The 20,911-nt window shown below is 32.0% G+C and carries 17 protein-coding genes and 1 riboswitch; of the genes, 9 read left to right on the top strand and 8 right to left on the bottom strand.

Translation table 11 applies throughout. The annotated features are described in order from the left end of the window. Positions 1-31: 31 nt before the first annotated feature. The 4 genes from RH98_RS02550 to RH98_RS02535 all read left to right on the top strand — a co-directional run bounded on the left by RH98_RS02550 (position 32) and on the right by RH98_RS02535 (position 4,655). Positions 32-388 (top strand): PUR family DNA/RNA-binding protein, encoded by a 357-nt coding sequence (locus RH98_RS02550; protein WP_010250175.1) that lies wholly within the window; start codon positions 32-34, stop codon positions 386-388. Between the two features lie 69 nt (positions 389-457). Beyond that, a riboswitch (Fluoride riboswitch) is annotated at positions 458-523 on the top strand. Between the two features lie 27 nt (positions 524-550). Next, positions 551-1,798 (top strand): voltage-gated chloride channel family protein, encoded by a 1,248-nt coding sequence (locus RH98_RS02545; protein ID WP_010250173.1) that lies wholly within the window; start codon positions 551-553, stop codon positions 1,796-1,798. Positions 1,799-2,098: 300 nt separating this feature from the next. After that, positions 2,099-3,655 (top strand): FMN-binding glutamate synthase family protein, encoded by a 1,557-nt coding sequence (locus RH98_RS02540; RefSeq protein ID WP_010250171.1) that lies wholly within the window; start codon positions 2,099-2,101, stop codon positions 3,653-3,655. An 82-nt stretch (positions 3,656-3,737) separates the two neighbouring features. Then, complete coding sequence (locus tag RH98_RS02535; RefSeq protein WP_010250169.1) at positions 3,738-4,655, top strand: DMT family transporter; 918 nt, start codon at positions 3,738-3,740, stop codon at positions 4,653-4,655. Between the two features lie 323 nt (positions 4,656-4,978). On the opposite strand, the gene RH98_RS02530 is transcribed toward RH98_RS02535, so the two are convergent. The 4 genes from RH98_RS02530 to RH98_RS16170 all read right to left on the bottom strand — a co-directional run bounded on the left by RH98_RS02530 (position 4,979) and on the right by RH98_RS16170 (position 8,811). Continuing rightward, positions 4,979-5,923, bottom strand: coding sequence for a pyridoxal-phosphate dependent enzyme (locus RH98_RS02530; RefSeq protein WP_010250167.1), 945 nt, complete (start codon positions 5,921-5,923; stop codon positions 4,979-4,981). A 159-nt stretch (positions 5,924-6,082) separates the two neighbouring features. Then, on the bottom strand, positions 6,083-7,015 hold the full coding sequence (locus RH98_RS02525) for a peptidylprolyl isomerase (RefSeq protein WP_010250164.1): 933 nt from the start codon (positions 7,013-7,015) through the stop codon (positions 6,083-6,085). A gap of 54 nt (positions 7,016-7,069) precedes the next feature. After that, on the bottom strand, positions 7,070-8,227 hold the full coding sequence (locus RH98_RS02520) for an MFS transporter (RefSeq protein ID WP_026038693.1): 1,158 nt from the start codon (positions 8,225-8,227) through the stop codon (positions 7,070-7,072). A gap of 458 nt (positions 8,228-8,685) precedes the next feature. Then, the gene (locus RH98_RS16170) at positions 8,686-8,811 is read right to left on the bottom strand and encodes a hypothetical protein (RefSeq protein WP_262491724.1); all 126 of its coding nucleotides are present in this window, start codon (positions 8,809-8,811) and stop codon (positions 8,686-8,688) included. A 367-nt stretch (positions 8,812-9,178) separates the two neighbouring features. Between RH98_RS16170 and RH98_RS02515 the strand changes: the two genes are divergently transcribed. The 3 genes from RH98_RS02515 to rplS all read left to right on the top strand — a co-directional run bounded on the left by RH98_RS02515 (position 9,179) and on the right by rplS (position 10,847). Beyond that, positions 9,179-9,511, top strand: coding sequence for a DMT family transporter (locus RH98_RS02515; protein WP_010250160.1), 333 nt, complete (start codon positions 9,179-9,181; stop codon positions 9,509-9,511). Between the two features lie 55 nt (positions 9,512-9,566). After that, positions 9,567-10,250 (top strand): tRNA (guanosine(37)-N1)-methyltransferase TrmD, encoded by a 684-nt coding sequence (trmD, locus tag RH98_RS02510; protein WP_010250158.1) that lies wholly within the window; start codon positions 9,567-9,569, stop codon positions 10,248-10,250. 246 nt (positions 10,251-10,496) lie between these two features. Then, positions 10,497-10,847: a 50S ribosomal protein L19 gene (rplS, locus tag RH98_RS02505; RefSeq protein WP_010250155.1), complete on the top strand. Its 351-nt coding sequence runs from the start codon at positions 10,497-10,499 to the stop codon at positions 10,845-10,847. Positions 10,848-11,008: 161 nt separating this feature from the next. Here rplS and RH98_RS02500 read toward each other — a convergent pair whose 3' ends face one another. Continuing rightward, positions 11,009-14,671 carry an ABC transporter permease/M1 family aminopeptidase gene (locus RH98_RS02500; protein WP_010250153.1) on the bottom strand — a complete coding sequence of 1,221 codons (3,663 nt, stop codon included), beginning with the start codon at positions 14,669-14,671 and terminating at the stop codon, positions 11,009-11,011. Between the two features lie 2 nt (positions 14,672-14,673). Next, on the bottom strand, positions 14,674-15,549 hold the full coding sequence (locus tag RH98_RS02495; RefSeq protein WP_010250152.1) for an ABC transporter ATP-binding protein: 876 nt from the start codon (positions 15,547-15,549) through the stop codon (positions 14,674-14,676). A 184-nt stretch (positions 15,550-15,733) separates the two neighbouring features. Between RH98_RS02495 and RH98_RS02490 the strand changes: the two genes are divergently transcribed. Then, positions 15,734-17,239, top strand: a complete 1,506-nt coding sequence (locus RH98_RS02490) for a SulP family inorganic anion transporter (RefSeq protein ID WP_010250150.1) — start codon at positions 15,734-15,736, stop codon at positions 17,237-17,239. 77 nt (positions 17,240-17,316) lie between these two features. Continuing rightward, a complete protein-coding gene (locus RH98_RS15845; RefSeq protein WP_164480457.1) occupies positions 17,317-17,475 on the top strand; it encodes a hypothetical protein in 159 nt (52 codons plus the stop codon). A 103-nt stretch (positions 17,476-17,578) separates the two neighbouring features. Here RH98_RS15845 and capA read toward each other — a convergent pair whose 3' ends face one another. Both capA and RH98_RS02480 read right to left on the bottom strand, forming a co-directional pair. Further along, positions 17,579-18,610 carry a cysteate synthase gene (gene capA / locus RH98_RS02485; protein ID WP_010250148.1) on the bottom strand — a complete coding sequence of 344 codons (1,032 nt, stop codon included), beginning with the start codon at positions 18,608-18,610 and terminating at the stop codon, positions 17,579-17,581. Between the two features lie 83 nt (positions 18,611-18,693). Continuing rightward, positions 18,694-20,757, bottom strand: coding sequence for a S9 family peptidase (locus RH98_RS02480; RefSeq protein WP_010250145.1), 2,064 nt, complete (start codon positions 20,755-20,757; stop codon positions 18,694-18,696). Between the last annotated feature and the right edge of the window lie 154 nt (positions 20,758-20,911).

Below are 20,911 nucleotides of genomic sequence, written 5' to 3'. Positions count from 1 at the left end.
GAACAAATCAATTAATTGATAAGAAGGAATTATGAGAGATAACGAAATGTTAGAAAAAGAGGAAATTTTCTCTAAAGTATTGAGAGCAGGGAGAAGAACTTATTTCTTTGATGTTAGATCAACAAAAGCGGATGATTATTACATAACAATCACTGAAAGTAAAAAGTTTACTGAAGAGGATGGATCTTTCCACTTTAAAAAACATAAAATCTATTTGTACAAAGAAGATTTTAACGCTTTCAAAGAAATTTTAGATGAAATGACAGATTTTGTTGTTGATAACAAAGGGGAAGAAGTTATTTCTGAAAGACATCAAAAAGATTTCAAAAAAGAATATCAAAAAGATGACGTAAATTCATTTACAGATGTAAGCTTTGACGATATTTAATTCTTTTGAACAAACAAAATAAAAAGTCTGATTTTAAAAAAGTCAGACTTTTTATTTTATATTTGCAATACAATTTTAGGCAATGATGTCTGCCTCGAACCGATGTATTACACATCTGATGACGTCTACAATAATGGAATATTAACCTAATATTGTATACATATGTCATATTTAGACAACTTATCCGAGACATCAACCCGCATTAAAAAAGTACTTATTTATTTATTAAAATGGATAGCAATAAGTACTATCATAGGTTTAGCTGTTGGTTCAGCTTCTGCTCTATTTCTATATTTATTAGAAAAAGTAACAACTTATCGAATTCATCACACTTATCTGTTATTTTTCTTACCACTCGGGGGATTATTTGTTGGGTTACTTTATCATTATTTTGGTGGAAGATCAAACAAAGGAAACAATCTATTAATAGATGAATTTCATAAACCTGAAGAAATACTACCATTAAAAATGGCTCCTTTAGTATTATTAGGTACTCTTATCACACATCTTTTTGGAGGTTCGGCAGGTAGAGAGGGAACAGCTATTCAAATTGGCGGTGCATTATCTGACCAACTTTCAAGATTATTTTCCCTACATAGTTTAGATCGAAAAATAATAATATTAATGGGAGTTAGTGCAGGTTTCTCTTCCGTATTTGGCACTCCCCTAGCTGGAACTTTATTTGCTCTAGAATTAATGATTGTAGGTAAAGTAATGTACCAATATGTAGTACCGTGTCTCTTAACTGCTGTAGCTGCTCACTATACTTGTATTTCGTGGGGAATACATCATACAGTATATCAATTGAACTCAACTGTAAGTATTGACACATTTACATTATTAAAAGTAATAGTAGCAGGAATTTTATTTGGTCTAGCAGCAATATTATTTGTTAGAGTAACTGATTATTGGGCAATGTTCCTAAATAAATATGTGTCATATGGTCCATTAAAACCTTTTATAGGTGGTATCGTATTTATCATATTAATCCTAACTATTGGAGATGCTAAATATCTAGGGCTAGGAGTACCTACTATAGAAGAATCATTTATAGTTTCTCAAGAAGGAACAACTTTTCTGCTTAAAATCCTTTTTACAGCCATTACTCTTGGTGCAGGCTTTAAAGGAGGAGAAGTAACTCCATTATTCTATATTGGTGCTACTATGGGAAGCTTTATGGCAATTTATTTGAATGTGCCAATAGATTTTCTTGCTGGAATTGGCTTTATTGCTGTTTTTTCTGGAGCAACTAAAACTCCTTGGGCATGTACAATAATGGGAATAGAGCTTTTTGGCATCGCTAATGCACCTTATATCGCGATCGCATGTATAGTGGCATACTTCATATCAGGAAGAGAAAGTATCTATAAATCCCAAGTGTATAGCTATGAAAATTCTTCACTCATGTAGTAGATATTTTTCAATAAAAAAATCAATAAATATCATATATTCAAAGTTTTATAGCAATAAAGATCAAACTTTGTCATATTCTTATTTTTAGCGATTTTGAATGTCAAAATAATAATTACAAATACTCGGTAAATTCAAAATCTTTGCTACCTTTGCTGCGATTTTATTCTTAAAATATTGATTGATTTGAATGTAGAAAAACGTACATAAATCAATACTTTAAATGAATAAAATTACAAACTAATAACGTAAACCAATTTACAAACTAAACAACAATAAGATTGCATTAAATTCTATTTTATGTTTCACAAAAAATTTCTTAATCGATTTACATTTGGGCAATTGACAATTGCGATTGTATTTTTGTATCTAGCCTATGCTATTACATCTTTTATCTTATACCGATCAATAGCTAGTATTGTTAATATAGTAATTTCAGGATTCTTGACAATCCTATTAGTTAACGACCTTAGACAATCAAAACATACAATAAGAAAAAACTACCCTATTTTTGCTCGTTTCCGTTATATGTTCGAATCTATTCGTCCAGAAATGAGACAGTATTTTTGGGAAGGTGAATTAGATGGAAAGCCATTTAATAGACGCGAACGCTCTATCGTATATCAAAGAGCAAAAAACGAAAAACAAACAGTATCTTTTGGGATGCAAGATGATCCAAATAGAATTGGTTATGAATGGGCATCACACTCAGTATATCCAAAACATATTACAGATACAAACTTTAGAACTTTAATAGGAAGTGATCAATGTACTCAACCATATAGCGCAAGTGTTTACAATATTAGTGCAATGAGTTATGGTGCCTTAAGTAAAAAAGCTATTACAGCTTTAAATGAAGGTGCTAAAATAGGAGGTTTTGCTCACAATACAGGAGAAGGTGGTATAAGTCAATACCATAGATCTGGTGGAGATTTAATCTGGCAGATAGGAACAGGTTATTTTGGATGTCGTGACGAGAAAGGTTTCTTTAATGATGAATTATTTGAGGAGCGTTCAAATTATCCTGAAGTTAAAATGATTGAAATCAAATTATCTCAAGGAGCTAAACCTGGACATGGTGGTTTATTACCTGCTGAGAAAAATACTCCTGAGATTGCTAAAATCAGAAGTATTACACCTCACACTACTGTACACTCTCCTTCAGGACATACTGCTTTTTCTAACCCTACTGAATTAGTACAATTTATTGCTAAACTAAGAAAACTATCAAATGGTAAACCAATTGGTTTTAAAATTTGTATTGGTAGAAGAGATGAATTTAATGATATCGTAAAGGCAATGTTAGAAACTGGTATTCACCCAGACTTTATCACTATTGATGGTGCAGAAGGTGGAACTGGTGCTGCTCCATTAGAGTTTATTGACTATATGGGGATGGCATTAAACGATGCATTAGTTTTTGCTAATAAAACATTAATAGAAAATGGACTTAGAGACAAGATAAAAATATTAGCATCAGGTCGTATTATTTCTGCTTTTGATATTGCTAAAACAATGGCTTTAGGTGCCGATGCTTGTTATAGTGCTCGTGGAATGATGTTTGCCCTAGGATGTATCCAAGCGTTACAATGTGATAGTGGTCATTGTCCTGTAGGTATTGCAACGCAAGATGAGACTTTATACAAAGCGTTAGATGTTACTGACAAAAGAAAACGTGTGGCTAATTTCCATGCAAATACAATGAAAGCTTTAGGTGAGTTTATTAGTGCTTGTGGATATGAGAAGACAAATGAAATTGACCCTAAAACATTCCACAAACGTACAGAACATGGTGTAAACAAAAGTTTCCAAGAGATGTACTTTGGTGAATTAGATACAAGAAAAGCGAAAGCTTAACAATAATATTCATACTTATTAAAAAGACCGCTTATCCAGCGGTCTTTTTTTATATTGCAAAATTATTAAAACACTTTACACTTTGAAGATAAAGCTAAAACATTGGGTTACCTTATTTATACTATCTCTAGTATGGGGTTCTTCATTTATCCTAATAAAAAGAGGGTTAGAATACTTCACACCAATTCAAGTTGGTGCGTTAAGGATTACACTTGCTGGTCTATTTCTACTGCCTATTTCATTAAAAAATATAAAAATACTTCCTCGAAAAAATTTCCAATGGTTATTTCTAACAGCAATAGTTGGTAGTTTTATACCAATGTTCTTGTTTCCAATTGCAGAAGTACATTTAGATAGTTCAATAGCAGGAATATTAAATGCGTTGATGTCTATTTTTGTGGTAGTGCTAGGAGTGTTATTTTTTAAGTATAAAACACATTTGGGAGAAGTGATTGGAGTTGTATTATCTTTTATTGGAGTAATACTTTTATTACAAGGACCAGAAACTATTACACATATCCCTTACGAGTGGTTTTACCATCTTTTACTAATAATTGCGGCATTAATGTATGCTTATAGTGGATTACTTACTCAAAAGTACATGGGAAACATCCCTCCTATTGTATGGACTGCATTCATTGAATTTGTTTTATTAATTCCCGCAGTTATCGTATTAATTAGCAGTGGTTTTTTTACAACAATTTGGGAACACCCAGAAGCTATGAAAGGAATTGGTTTTGTATTTCTGCTTGCATTATTTGGAAGTGCTTTAGCAAATATTTTTTATTATAAACTAATCAATGAAACCAATGCTAGCTTTGCCTCATCAGTTTCTTTATTAATGCCTTTAATAGCATATTGTTGGGGATTATTTGACGGAGAAAATTTAGGCTTACTACAAATTATAGGAGGTATTCTTATTGTTGCTGGACTCTACTTTGGAAGAAAGCAAATTACATTGTCAAAACACAAAAAAACTAAGTCATTAATTTCTAAATAAATTAATCATTTTTACTTCTAAACCAATTTGTATAATAATAGCTTAAACCAATACATAGGCATCAAATTTCTATTCCGTTATAAGGACACCTTGCACAAAGATTAGCAATATTACATACCAAGGACGAATTCTACAATACCACTTCAACAATATGTTTATACTCTATAATATAATATGAAAGGTATTTCTAAACTAATTATTGAAGTGATATAGTAGCTTTTGAAGAACTTTAAACGAAAAGCAAACTTAGTATAACAATTGGTCAAGACAATTAACTATCTTAAGTTTTAGACATATATAATTAATAGTAATAAAAGGAAGAATTAATAATAGTCAAATGGTAAATTATCTAAATCTACATTACCTCCTGAAAGAATGATTCCTACTTTTTTTCCTTCAAACAAAGGACGTTCTTTAATCAATACAGCCAAAGCAACTGCACTACTTGGTTCTACAATAATTTTCATTCGCTCCCAAATAACACGCATAGCAGTGATAATTTCATTCTCACGCACACGTATTATTTCTTTTATCCCATCTTTAATGATTGGAAAATTTATATCCCCTAATTGAGTACGTAGCCCATCTGCTATAGTATCTGTAGTAGTATTACACTCTATGACACCATTTTCTAAAGATCTAAAAGCATCATCAGCCTCTAAAGGTTCACCACCATAAACTTCAATTCCTGCCTTGCCAAAATGTTGAGCTGACAAAATAGTTCCCGCAATTAGACCGCCACCACCTATAGGCGCTATCAAAATATCTAAATCAGGATGGGTTTCCAAAAACTCTTTTGCAATAGTTGATTGCCCCATAATAACATTCATATCATTAGAGGGATGAATAAAAGTAGCCCCTGTATCATCAATTACCTGCTTACATACACGTTCTCTGGAATCCATTGTCGCTATACAATCAATTATTTCTCCACCATACATTAAAACTGCATTTCTCTTAACAATTGGTGCATCATTAGGCATGACAATATAACATTTCACTCCAATAGTACGAGCTGCCAAAGCAAGTGCTTGAGCAAAATTACCTGATGAATGTGTAACTACTCCTTGTGCGCGTTGTTCATCTGTCAATTGTAGTATTGCATTAATAGCTCCTCTAATTTTAAAAGATCCTGCACGTTGAAAATTCTCACATTTGAAGTATAAATCATTACCTAAAAAATTTTCAATATGTCCTGATTCCATAATTGGAGTGTGATGCACAAAAGGTTTTATTCTTTCATGACAAGCGATTAAATTTTCTTTCATTGTTATATTTAAAAAATAAAAGTGAAAAACATCTGTGGTGTACTCTCCTATAAAAATAATTCTTTTATTAAAAGAACAATTCTATTTAATATGATAAAATAAATACACAAAAAAACTCTCAGCAAATGCTGAGAGTTATTATATTATTAAATAATAAACTTATTTAACGTCCATTAATTCTACATCAAATACTAATGTAGCATTTGGAGGAATAACACCACCTGCTCCATTTTCTCCGTATCCTAAATAAGAAGGAATAACAAATCTAGCTTTACCTCCTACATTTAATAATGCGATACCTTCATCCCATCCTTCTATAACATATCCTTGTCCTAATGGGAAATCAATTGGTTTTTTACGTTTATAAGAATTATCAAACTCTTTACCATCTGCTAGAGTTCCTTTGTAATGAACAGAAACTGTTTTTCCTTTTTCTGCTTTTTTACCAGTTCCCTCTACAATCATTTGGTAACGTAATCCACTTGGTGTTTTTTCAAATCCTTCTGCAATTTTGTCAGCATCAGCATCTGCCTTAGCACGTTGCTCTACTGAACGTCTTTCTCTAGCACCTTCAAATACTCTGAAAGCTTCTACTGCATTCCATTTTTTAGCTTCGTCTCCTTCTCTGATAATTTCGATAGATTCGATTTTATCATCTTGAGTAATTGCATCAACAATATCCTGACCTTTAACTACATGTCCAAAAACAGTATGTTTCCCGTCTAACCAAGGTGTTGGTACATGAGTAATAAAAAACTGAGATCCGTTAGTACCAGGACCAGCATTAGCCATTGATAATACTCCTGGTTTATCGTGTTTTAGACTTGGGTCAAACTCATCGTCAAATGTGTATCCTGGTCCACCTGTTCCTGTTCCTTGAGGACAACCTCCTTGAATCATAAAATCAGGAATTACACGGTGAAATTTTAATCCATCATAATAAGGCTGTCCTTGTGGACGAGCTGTATTTTCCAATGTCCCTTCTGCTAATGCAACGAAGTTTCCTACTGTACCAGGCGTCTTATCTTCAGTAAGTTTAACTAAAATCTCTCCTTTTGAAGTATTAAATTTTGCGTAAATACCGTTTTCCATTACTTTACTTTTTTTATGTATTTAAAAATATATGTCAAAAGACATCTTTCTACTCTATGAATTATTTTTGGATTTTAAAAAAAGTAGCAATGATAAAGCAGCAAGAAACATACCACCAAAACATACTCCACTCCATCCAAAATACTTCCACAAATATAGACCAAAAGCCGAGCCAAAAGCTGTTCCTAAGAAACTAAATGACATATAGACAGTATTTAATCTATTTCGTGCTTCTGGCAGTAATGAGTAAATTCTTGTTTGATTAGATACATGAGTAGTTTGTAACCCTAAATCAATCAGAATTATACCTATTATTATACCTATTAACGATGTACTAGATAACCAAAATACGACAAAACTCAAAAATGTCATAATAATGCCATATAAGATTAGTTTTCGAGCTCCTCCTGCTCCACCTACTTTTCCAACTAATGGCGCTGCAAATGCTCCACAGGCACCAATTAACCCAAAAGATCCTATTAAAGCACTGTCATATCCAAAAGGTTCATTGTGTAATAATAAAACCATTGTTGTCCAAAAGACTCCAAATTGGGCAAAAGCTAAACTAGTTACTGCAGTTGCTTCTCTAAGTACTGGTTGTTCCTTTATCAATTTAAACATTGATAAATAAAGACTTTTTACTGTACCTGTAAAGACTGGTTTATTTAATGGTAAACGAAATTGAATCATAACAACAATTAAAAGACTTATTGCTGTAGCAATCCAAAACATCCCTCTCCATCCTAGCCATACTCCTACAAAACCACTAATTGTTCTAGAAAATAAAATTCCTATAAGTAGTCCACTAACTACTGTACCTATTACTTTACCTCTTTGCTCTTCAGAAGATAAACTTGCTGCCATAGGTAATACTAATTGAGGCACAATAGATGCTGCTCCCAGCACAAAACTAATAACTTGCAACCAAAAGAAATCAGTAACCATTGCTGTTAAGGCTAATGCAACAGTTGCAAAGAGTGTAGTAATGGTTATCTGTTTTTTTCGCTCTAACTTATCTCCTAATGGTATCATTAAAAACATCCCTATCGCATAACCTGCTTGCGTTAAATACGTTAATGTACCTGCTTTCTCCTCTGTAATATGAAATTCATCAGCTATTAGAGGAATTAAGGGCTGACAATAATATAGATTAGCTACAATTAATCCCGTAACTGCAGCCATAAACATAACATTTGCTTTTGATAAACTCATGGTGCAAATTTAAAATATATCACTGACTTAGTTTTATAAAAACAACAATACTCATCATTTTTACAATTCTTTTATAATAATTAAAATTGAAGTCATCTGGACTTTTTAGTTTTCTGAAATTTATTTAGGCCTACGGTGATAAAAGCCATGAAAATCCATTCAATCTAAGTAATCATGTCTTCTGACTAATAATGTGGTATTAAATTTATAGCGTAAAGAAGGAAAGCTATCTAACCTAGCATTTGTTATTTAACTGACATATCTTTCAGCTCTGCTATGAATACAACCCAGTGTCAGCATTAGTTATGTCTTCAAAATAGATTTCTATATCAAATACATTCTTTACTTATCAATTACACATCATTAGGTTATAAGGTTTTCTGTAAACACTTTAATTATCTGAGAAAAATAAAAAACACATCACTTTTTTTTCACCCTAAAAAATGTATCTAATTAAATTACAATACCTTAGCATAAAAATGGTTTATAAAGTTAAAATTGGAATGCTTGCCAAAGCCAGTATTCATAAGGACTAGAGCTAAATCCTTCAACAGTTCTTCAACACTTCCCCATGATTGCTCCATATAGAAGGCTATTTGTTGAAGGAATCTTGGAGAACTGTTGACGCATTGTTGAAAAAATCATATCCTCTATAGTACTAACTACAGATAAGGAAACAAATATTTCATGAATCATTTTAGGCATTTCTATTCAAAAAAACCTTTGAATAATTAAATGTTTTATTTTAAAAAAGTTTAAAAATAAAACGGATGCACTGAATTGGATGAGCGACAATAAGATGAAGTCATCTTGTCTTTTTAGTTTTCTAAAATTTCTCTACCCTTTCTTTATTTTACAAAAGTCAAGACGACCTCACTGTTAAAAAAGACCTATTAAAAAATATTGATAACCATTTTTTCAGTTTCACTGATTAACTTTGCAAACAAAAAAGTGAAAAATATACTATTTCTTTTGCTTGCTATAATATTAGAAACTATTGCAACCTCAACTTTAAAAGCTAGTGAAAACTTCACTAAATTAATACCTACTGTTATTACCTTAACTGGATATGCAGGAGCGTTTTATTTATTAAGTTTAACACTTAGAACAATACCTATCGGAATAGCTTATGCGCTATGGTCGGGAATAGGAATTGTCTTAGTAACTTTAGTTGCCTATTTCTATTATAAACAAAAACTTGATCTACCTGCCTTAATAGGCATTGCCTTTATCATTATAGGCGTTATTATTATTCAGGTTTTTTCTAAAAGCAGTGCACATTAAATCACTTTTGCTTACTAATAAATAGGATTGTACATTTGCACAAATTTTGAGTACTATGCGTATTGACATCATCTCTGTATTACCAGAAATTATTGAAAGTCCTTTTCAGGCATCAATTCTAAAAAGAGCGATTGCTAAAGGATTAGTAGAAGTTCATTTTCATAATTTGCGTGATTACAGCACTAACAAACATAAAAATGTAGACGACTACCAATTTGGTGGAGGTGCAGGAATGGTAATGAGTATAGAACCTATAGACAAATGTATCTCTGCGCTTAAAGCTGAGCGTGATTATGATGAGATTATCTATATGACACCAGATGGTGAAACTCTTAATCAACAAATGGCAAATGGAATGTCAATGCTAAAAAACATTATTATTCTTTGTGGTCATTATAAGGGAGTAGATCAACGTGTACGTGATCATTTTATTACCAAAGAAATATCTATTGGTGATTACGTTTTATCAGGTGGAGAATTGGGAGCAGTAATCTTATGTGATGCGATTATCCGACTAATACCAGGAGTATTAAGTAATGAAACATCTGCACTAACTGATAGTTTTCAGGATAACTTATTAGCTCCTCCTATTTACACTAGACCATCAGAATATAAAGGTTGGAAAGTACCAGATATTCTACTTAGCGGGAACTTTGGAGCTATCGATAAATGGCGTGAAGAAAAAGCTTATGAGCACACAAAAAACAGAAGACCTGACTTATTAGAAAGAGAAGATTAAATATTAGTTTATCTCTAATAATTCATTGTATTAACACTGGAATATTCCATTTGATGCATCTTTCTCGTATATAGTTTACGCTTTCGACATAAAAAATCATTAAATAACAGAACTACAAGTAGTTATTACTATAAAATAATCATTTGTTATTCTGTTTTATTTTTTATATTTGCACTCGATTTAGATCAACCTCTGGCGAGGTCCGTGAATGTTGTTCTAAGATTAACAAATTTATACATTATTACAATGGCAGATTTAATGAAATTCGTTCAAGACGAATTAATCACAAAAAAAGACTTCCCTGAATTCAACGCAGGTGATACTATCACTGTTTACTACGAAATTAAAGAGGGTGACAAAAAAAGAACTCAGTTCTTTAAAGGTGTAGTTATTCAAAGAAGAGGAACTGGAGCTACTGAAACTTTTACTATCCGTAAAATGTCAGGTAACGTAGGTGTAGAGCGTATCTTCCCAGTTAACATGCCAGCTTTAGAGAAAATTGAAGTTAATCAAAGAGGTAAAGTTCGTAGAGCTCGTATCTTCTACTTCAGAGAACTTACTGGTAAAAAAGCTAAAATCAAAGAAAGAAGAAGATAATCATCAACTTTCTGAGAGAAATAAAGAAAGAGATTGTACAATATTTTGTCCAATCTCTTTTTTTGTCTTATTATTTAATTTATAGGGCACTTACCTAAACAAAGAAAAGCCATCATTGAATGACAGCTTTTCTTTCTATTAAATTTCTATTTTACAATTAATTAAATACCTTTTCTATTATCATAAGATCGAGTATCAATTAATTTATAATAAGGATCTACTCCAACCTCTGAAGGTTTTTCATCTACAATAATAACAAACTCATTCTCTATATCTGTAATCTTAACTTTTTCAAGATACAGCACTTTTTCATTATTCTTATTTTTGTCTTTACTACTGCTATCCTTAGCAAATATTCCTATCTCAATATAATCAGCTAAAGGAAGAGAGTTTATCTCCTCACCCTTTTTATCTTTATAAGATAGACTGTTACCATCACTATCTGCATAAGATTTCTCCCCTTTATCATCCGCACGATACTTACTAATAATAGCGTTTATCTTTACTTCAAACTTTCCATTGTCTAATTCTTTTACCTCAACGTTATCAATGTAATTATCGTAGAGTGTAATTGTTTCAAACATATCTTTTATCATATATTGAAGACTATCAGGAGTAGCATTTCTAATATCCTCAACTAACTCTGCTGCAACTGTAAACGGCGCTTCTTGAAAAGCTACCTTCTTAATATATTCTTTTAGCACTCCATTTAATTTATCATCTCCGATATAATCACTCAATGCATAGAATACTAACGATCCTTTATTATAATGAATATACTGCTGATTCTCATTATACATTAATGGTTGTTCTTTTTTAGATTCTCTTCTACGTCCACGTAGATAACCATCTAAGGCATCTTTTAAGAAACGTCTCATTTGTCCTTTTCCATATTCTGCTTCCAATACTTTTAATGAACTATACTCTGCCAAACTTTCAGATAACATAGTTGCTCCTTGTACATTAGCTCCTATTACTTGATGAGCCCACCATTGATGTGCAATTTCATGAGAGGTAACAGAAAAAGGATAATCAACTGAATTATCATTCTCTTCATCTACATCTGCAATAAAACCTATTGTCTCTGAAAAAGGTATCGTATTAGCAAAAGACTGCGCAAAACTACCAAGTGTGTTCGGAAACTCAATAATACGTACTTGCTTATGCTGATAAGGACTAAACTCTTTTGTATAATATGCTAGTGATTTCTTAACACCATTAATCATACGATCAATATTATAAGGGTGACCTTTGTGATAATAGATCTCTATATTTATATCATTCCATTTATCTTTCTTTACTTCGTATTTAGCAGAATTGTATGCATAGAAATTAAGCATTTTCTGATCCATCTTATAATGGAAATAACGCTGATTTCCTTCTACCCATTCCTTTTGTAAATATCCTGGAGCAATTGCTATTTGATCTTTAGAAGTACTAACTGTCGTCTCAAAAGTTATCCAATCCGAATCACTTGAGATATAAGTATTTTGTAACGCTTCGATATCAGTTTGTTTAGCCATACGCTCTTTAGGAGCTAGACCATATTTTTTACGTATTTCGTCATTGGTAAACTCACCATTTGCAGAATATCCTAATGACGGAAAAATACCATTATTTATAAATGTACCATTACCAAGGACAGGAGAGTTACTGCGTAATAATGTATTAGGCTTATTCTCTACTACAAAATTAAGTGTAATGGAATCTCCTGCTTCCAATGGTTTATTCATTTTAAAAAACATAAAACCATTTACACTATCCTTAGATAAATAAGTAGCACTCTCAACCTCTATACTATTTTTATAACTTGGCTGGTAAGAAATCAATAAACTATCTATAGACTGATTAGTTTTATTCTTTAAAACATAAGTACCTCTTGCTTGAAAGTCGTTACGTTCAGGATATAAATCTAAATCTACTTTCACATCTACGATGCGTGGAAGATTCATCTTTTCATATTTCTTATATTGTCTTTCGTATTCTACTCTTTGTAATTCAGTATCCTTAGCAGAAGTGTATTCATTTAAAACAGTATTTTCATAATATAAATAGCTTCCTAAAGCTACAAACCCTAATAAACACACTACAGTTGGAATTACAATACTAGGAATTGCACGTCTTTTAGCGAAATAAAACCTGTCTTTAAGACCAGCAAATACACCTCTTCTCCAAAAAAGAAGTGTTAATCCACCTAAGAACAAAACAAATAATAACCAATAAAAACTATAGATATAATAACGTGCAAGTCCTGTTCCAAAACCATCTAAATCAGAATAACTTGGTTTAGGTGATTCGTTAAAGAAAAAAACCAATTGTTCAAGACCTGCTGCTCTTAAACTTGGCCAAGCAATCATTAAAACAACCAAAAATAAGAATCCTATAATATAGTTTTTAAACAATGTTTGCACTGCCATAGACATTAATGTCCATATCAAGTAAGGTAAGAAACTAATTCCTAATAAATATTTGAAATAAAGACCAATTTCAAAATCATAAAACCCATTATAGCTTTGGATAAGCACCCCTGTGATAACTATTGATAATAATAAGACAAGTTGCAATAAAGTCAATGCTAAGAATTTTGAAACAAAAAATACCCAATTTGGTGTTTCTGTAGCATCTACTAACAGGTTCATATTGGCTAATTGTGCTCTATGAATCAAAAGACCTGCTCCTAAAAAAGTAACGATTAAGATAAATAGTTCAAAAGTTTGCCCAGGTATAGCTAACATTTCCCTTGTCACAGGCAATGTACTTGTACCATACATTGACATCGCTGCCCCTGATACTAATATCATAAATAAAATCCCCACTGATATTAATATCAGAAAAACTTTATTCTTCGCTAAATACTTAAAATCAAATTTAGCAAAAGCAAAAACGTTCTTCCAATTTCGTGAAATAGAGTAATCATAATTTACCTTAGGTAATTCTATTTTAAATATCCCTATAAAATTATTTTTTGTTACTCGTTCTCCTTTAACTTTCTTACGCCAAGAGAACGTATAAGCTTGTTGTGTGAAACTAAATACTTGAGATAATATAACTAAAAACAAAATAGATACGCCTAACCAAATTGCTCTGTTTAGCAAATACCATTTTTCTAAAGGAAGATTATTATTATTAATATCATTTACAGTCCAATATTGTGCATAATATCTAATTGCTTGATTAGCCCCTGGATCAATTAAAGCTGCCAATTCTCTATTATCTATTTCAGAAGCCATACCGTTAACCAAGCCTTGGAAGATTATTAGAATAAGAATTGTAACAAATCCAACATAAATACTCCTAGTTAAAGTTACCACCACAAATACAATACTTCCAATAAACAACATATTAGGAATAATATTAAAAATATATACTTGCAGATAATTCCAAATATGATTCTCTCCTAATAGTTGTTGATTTGCCCAAGGTAGTAGTGTAGCAAGGTAAGCTCCAACTCCCATCATCGCGGTAATACAAAGAGTTACTAAAAAAGAACTTAAAAACTTCCCTAGTAAATAATCCAACTTAGAAAAAGGATATGAATACAATATATGGTGCACATTATATTTATAGTCCCTATAAACGGATGCCCCTATAATAGAAGGAAATAAAAAATACAGTAAAACATTAAAAGAATCAATTAATGAATTTAATATCAAAGGTGAGTTCTGGTGTATTAAAGATGCGGTTGTATTCTTAACACTATCAAATACGCCTATTGAACTAGCCATTGCTAAAAAGCAAATACCGAAAAATATAGCTATATATAAATAAAATAGCCAACTCTTAAACCATCGTTTAAGCTCAAAATAAAATATAGTACCAAACATAGTTAATCGTTTTTAAGTGCTACAAAATAAACATCTTCTAAGTTTGGTTTAACCAGTTCAAACCCTTCATCTGCAAGTGACTCTTTAGAATGAACTCTAATAATTAGTCGATTATCCTGATTGTATTTACCTGATAATATGGTTAATTGCTTAGCTAATACTTCTGCTTCTTCACGTGAAGTTTCTTTTCGCCAAATTGTACCATCTAATTTTTGCTCTGCTTGTTTAGGAGTACTTATTTCTAATAAATTTCCGCCATTAAGAATCGCCATCTCGTGACATAACTCATTTACATCATCCACTATATGTGTAGAAAAAATAACAGTATTATTATTTCCAATCTCTCTCAACACATTTAAGAAACGATGGCGCTCTGCAGGATCTAGACCAGCAGTAGGCTCATCAACTATAATTAGTTTAGGATCATTTAATAATAATTGAGCAATACCAAATCGCTGTTTCATTCCACCAGAATATCCGCTAACACTCTTTCTTCTTACATCATATAAATTAGTTACTTCCAGAACACTGTTCACAATTTCTTTGCGTTGTGCAGGATTAGATATCCCTTTTAAACGTGCAAAATAATCTAATAAATCAACAGCTGACATATTAGGGTAAACACCAAAGTCTTGAGGTAAATAGCCTAATATCTTCCTAAACTCATTCTGTTGTTCTAGCACGTTTATATCTCCAAAATAGATTGAACCACTATCGGGTTTTTGCAAAGTAGCAATAGTACGCATCAATGAAGATTTACCAGCACCATTAGGTCCTAATAATCCAAACATTCCTGCACCAATTTCTAAGTTTAAACCATCAAGTGCTTTTACCCCATTTTTATAGGTTTTACTCAAATCTTTTATAACTAATTTCATAACTCATACATTTATTTATACTTATTAGTAATACTCTCATAGTATTTGTTACACTTATTCTACTCATTTTTTTCAAATCACTATTTTAGAACTAATACAATAGAGATGAAAAGTTAATGCTCAATCATTTTTTATAAACATAATAAGCAATTATCACTTACTTTTACTGCTTTAAAAAATTCTAATGTTACGCAGCTTATTCAATCAAAAAACAAATCAAATCTCTTTGCCAAATGAAATCTTAGCGGGGTTTACAGTTGCTATGACGATGATTCCAGAATCACTTTCATTTGCGATATTAGCAGGATTAAATCCACTTACAGGTCTTTATGCCGCTTTTTTAATGGGGATTATAACTGCAATCTTTGGTGGACGACCAGGTATGGTATCAGGAGGTGCAGGTGCAACAATTATTACAATGATAGCCTTAATTGCCCTTCATGGAGTAGAATATTTGTTTGCTGCCGTTATACTAGGAGGAATAATACAAATAACTGTAGGAGTACTTAAGTTAGGGAGATTTGTGCGTTTTATACCTCAGCCCGTTATGTATGGCTTTTTAAATGGATTGGCTGTGGTTATTTTCCTGTCCCAAGTAGCTCAATTTAAAATAGATATCAACGGTGTTTCTACCTGGCTAAATGGTTTACCATTATATACAATGATTGTATTAACAATCACCACTATTGGTATAGTAACCTTGTTTCCTAAAGTAACTAAAAAAATTCCAGCTACTTTATTTGCAATAATCGTCATTACTTCTCTTGTCTATTTCTTTCAAATTGACACTAGAAAAGTAGTAGATATTGCACATATTAGTGGAGGATTACCTACATTCCATATCCCACACCTTCCCATTACTATAGAAACTTTAAAAATCATATTACCCTACTCTTTAATTATGGCAGGTGTTGGACTAATAGAATCTTTACTGACATTGAATATTGTAGATGAAATGACCAACACAAAGGGAAATACTAATAAGGAAGCAGTAGCTCAGGGAATAGCAAATATAACAAATGGCTTTTTTGGAGGTATGGGAGGTTGTGCAATGATAGCACAGACGCTAGTAAATCTAGAAGCAGGAGCAAAAACTAGAATAGCTGCCATTATAGGAGCCATTACCATTTTAGTAATTATCCTAATTGGAGCACCAATTATTGAACAGATTCCTCTCGCTGCATTAATAGGAGTGATGATGGTAGTGGCAATTACTACTTTTAAATGGGTATCATTTCAGTTAGTTACCCGAATGCCTAGAGCAGATATTTTTACATTATTTCTGGTTACAGGTATTATAATCGTAACACATAATTTAGCATTAGCTGTGTTAATAGGTGTAATTGTATCAGCACTTGTTTTTGCTTGGGACAATGCAATCCGTATTCGTGCAAGGAAATCATTTGATCAAGATGGAAATAAAATATATGCCATCTATGGTCCGCTATTCTTTGGAAGCACAACTACTTTTACTGAGAAGTTTACTCCAAATGATGACCCTCACATTATTATAATTGATTTTAAAGAATCTAGAGTTGTAGATATGTCTGCATTAGAGGCAATCAAAAAAGTAATGGATAAATACAGTAAAGTAGAAAAGACAGTAATCCTTAAAAATATAAATAGAGAAGGTAAAAGATTACTTAAAAATTCAAAACTATTCGATGCTAATTCATTAAGTAATAATTAATGTTGCAAAAACAGCTATCCTTTGCATGATAATATCATTATCTTAGTGAATTATACCACTATAATTAATGCTAAAAAATGACTGTATTAAAAATATTATTATCTGTATTGCTAAGTGTGCTGGGAGGCTATATGATTTACTTAGGTATTAAGGCTGATATGCTACCTCCTACTTTAACTGGGGTTGGGTTCTTCCTGATTGCTATTATCTTTAATCTTCCTAAAGAGAAAAAATAAAACAAAACATTAAGAATCTCAACACAATATTCTAAAATAAACTACGCCCCTCTTTAAAAGATAAAGAGGGAGGTAGTTATATACATTCGCTACTTAAATATTGCTATTTAACATAGTTAATCTCATTCTTTGGCTCACCATCTAAGAAACCTTGTTGTTCCATCCACGTATCACTATAGATTTTACTCATGTAACGAGAACCATGGTCTGGGAATAACATAACAACTACACTGTCTTTATCAAACTCCCCTTCTGCAGCATATTGACGAGTTGCTTGTAATACTGCACCAGACGTATATCCTAAAAACAGTCCTTCTGTTCTAGCTAACTCGCGAGCAGCTTGTGCCGCATCCTTATCTGTTACTTTCATAAACTTGTCAATTACAGAAAAGTCTGTAGCAGTAGGAATTAAGTTCTTCCCTAATCCCTCTATTTTATAAGGAGCAATTTCATTAGGATCCAATACACCTGTTTCATGGTATTTTTTCAACACAGAACCATAAGCATCTACACCTAGTATTTTCACATTAGGATTCATTTCTTTTAGATATCTAGCTGTACCCGATATAGTACCTCCAGTACCTGAGCAACATACAAAGTGAGTTATTTTCCCCCCTGTTTGATTCCAAATCTCAGGACCAGTTGATAAATAATGTGCTTCTGTATTTAATTCGTTGAAATATTGATTAATATAAATCGATCCAGGTAATTCTTTATGCACACGTTTTGCAACTTCATAATAAGAACGAGGATCGTCAGCAGCTACATTTGCAGGACAAACATATACTTTTGCCCCCATTGCTCTCAACATATCTATTTTGTCAGGTGAAGATTTATCACTTACTGACAATACACATTTGTACCCTTTTATAGCACTTACCATTGCAATACTAAAACCAGTATTACCTGAAGTTGTCTCTACAATTGTATCACCTGGTTTTAATATTCCTTTCTTTTCAGCTGTTTCAATTATATGTAAAGCTATTCTATCTTTTGCAGAATGTCCTGCATTAAAAGCTTCTACTTTTCCAAAAAAATGTCCTTCTAGACCAGCAGTTACTTTACTCAATTTTACTAAAGGCGTATTCCCTACAAAAGACAATACATTATCATACGCTTGAATCTCTTCTTTCATAACTGTATTATTAATTAAATCTTCCCTGTATTGTGAAAGACTTTATTTTATATCTTAACAAATTTACTAAAAAAAGGTAAACCTTATTTTGTAATACCTTCTAAATCGAACAAAAAGGCAAACTCTTTTGCTACTTCTTTTAATGATTCAAATCGTCCAGAAGCACCACCATGACCAGCATCCATATTAGTATCTAAAAATAGTTGATTGTCGTCTGTCTTCACTTCTCTCAATTTAGCTATCCATTTTGCCGGTTCCCAATATTGTACTTGTGAATCGTGTAATCCTGTCGAAACATACATATTCGGGTAAGCTTGCGCCTTTACGTTATCTAATGGAGAATAAGACAACATATAATCGTAATATTCCTTGTCGTTTGGATTTCCCCATTCATCATATTCACCTGTAGTCAGAGGAATACTATCATCTAACATTGTCGTTACTACATCTACAAAAGGTACTTGAGCGATCACACCATTATACAAATCAGGACGTTCATTAACAATAACTCCCATCAACATTCCTCCAGCAGAACCACCTTCTGCATATAAATGTTCGGGTGACGTATATCCCTCTTGTATTACAAATTCAGAACATGCAATAAAGTCATTAAAAGTATTCCACTTCGTCAATAATTTTCCATCCTCATACCATTCACGTCCCATATCTTCCCCACCTCGTATATGAGCAATAGCATAGATATATCCGCGATCTAATAAACTCAAGCGAGTTGTCGAGAAATAAGGCTCCATAGAATACCCATAAGATCCATACGCATATAATAAGAAAGGATTAGTACCATCTTTTTTAATTCCCTTGCGATAAACCATAGATATCGGAACTTTCACACCATCTTTTGCAGTAGCCCAAATACGCTCTTCAACATAGTTATCTTTATTAAAGCCGCCTAATACTTCATGTTCTTTTTTCACCTCTTTTTCTAAGGTTCTCATATTAAAATCAACTACAGAGGCTGGAGTCGTTAAAGACTGATAGCTATATCTTAAAATCTCTGTATCAAAGTCTATATTCGTAGTTGTAAAAGCATTATACGTCTCACTATTAAAAGGCAAATAATAGGCTCCTTCTGGATTATTCCATGGTATAATATGTAAATGTGGTAATCCATTTGAGCGCTCAGAAACAACTAAGTAATCTTTAAATATATCAATATCTTCTATCAAAACTTCTTCGCGATGAGCTATAATCTCTTCCCAATTCTCAATAGTCGTTTTATCTTCAGGACAACGCATTAACTTAAAGTTTTCAGCATCATCCATATTTGTAGTAATATAAAAGTGCTCACCATAATGAGAAATATTATATTCTAACCCACGAACTCTTTTTTGAAATACTCTAAATTTTCCATCAGGATTATCAGATTCCAAAATATGATATTCACTTGTCATTGTACTTTCGCAGCCAATGACTAAATATTTATGTGATTTCTCTTTACTGATGTAAGTATCAAACGTATCATCCTTCTCAAAGTACACTAATTCATCTTGATCAACAGATGTACCTAATTTATGTTTATAAATCTTATCTGCACGAAGTGTTACTTCATCTTTTCGAGAGTAAAACAAAGTTTTATTATCACTTGCCCAAATAGAACTACCAGTAGTTTTTGGAACTTCAATAGGCGAAACCTCCCCAGTCAATAAATTCTTTACATATAGGGTATATTCTCTTCTAGAAACAGTATCTATACCATAAGCCACCCATTGATTATCTTCTGAAACATTGATTCCTCTCAAATGAAAATAAGCATGACCTTCAGCCATCGCATTACAATCAAACATAATTTCTTCTTCAGCCTCTAAACTCCCAGCCTTACGAGAAAAGATCGGATAATCTTTTCCTTTTTCGAAACGAGTAATATAATAATATCCATTATAGAAATAAGGAACAGATGAATCATCTTCTTTAATTCTACTTTTCATTTCTTCAAATAAATCTTCTTGTAGAGTTACCGTATGGGCTGTTTGATCTTTGTAGTACTCATTTTCTGCGTTCAAATAATCAATAACTTCTTGATCTTCTCTATCATTTAACCAAAAATAGTTATCTATTCTAGTATGATTATGTGCAGTTAACTCATGTGCTTTTTTCTTTGCAACTGGAGCTTTTATATCTAGTTTTATCATAATTCTGTAAAACAACAAAAATACAATTTTTCAATATGCTTAGCTAGAAATCAGAGCATAGCTTTTTACATTATATCCATTTACATCTGATTTCAATTACTGACTCTAAAATTTGCCACCCTACAATTACAAAAAACGATAGTATAAGTAATGA

Origin of the sequence: Myroides injenensis M09-0166, from assembly GCF_000246945.1 — a bacterium.
GTDB lineage: Bacteria > Bacteroidota > Bacteroidia > Flavobacteriales > Flavobacteriaceae > Flavobacterium > Flavobacterium injenense.
This window is presented reverse-complemented; position numbering and strand designations above follow the sequence as displayed.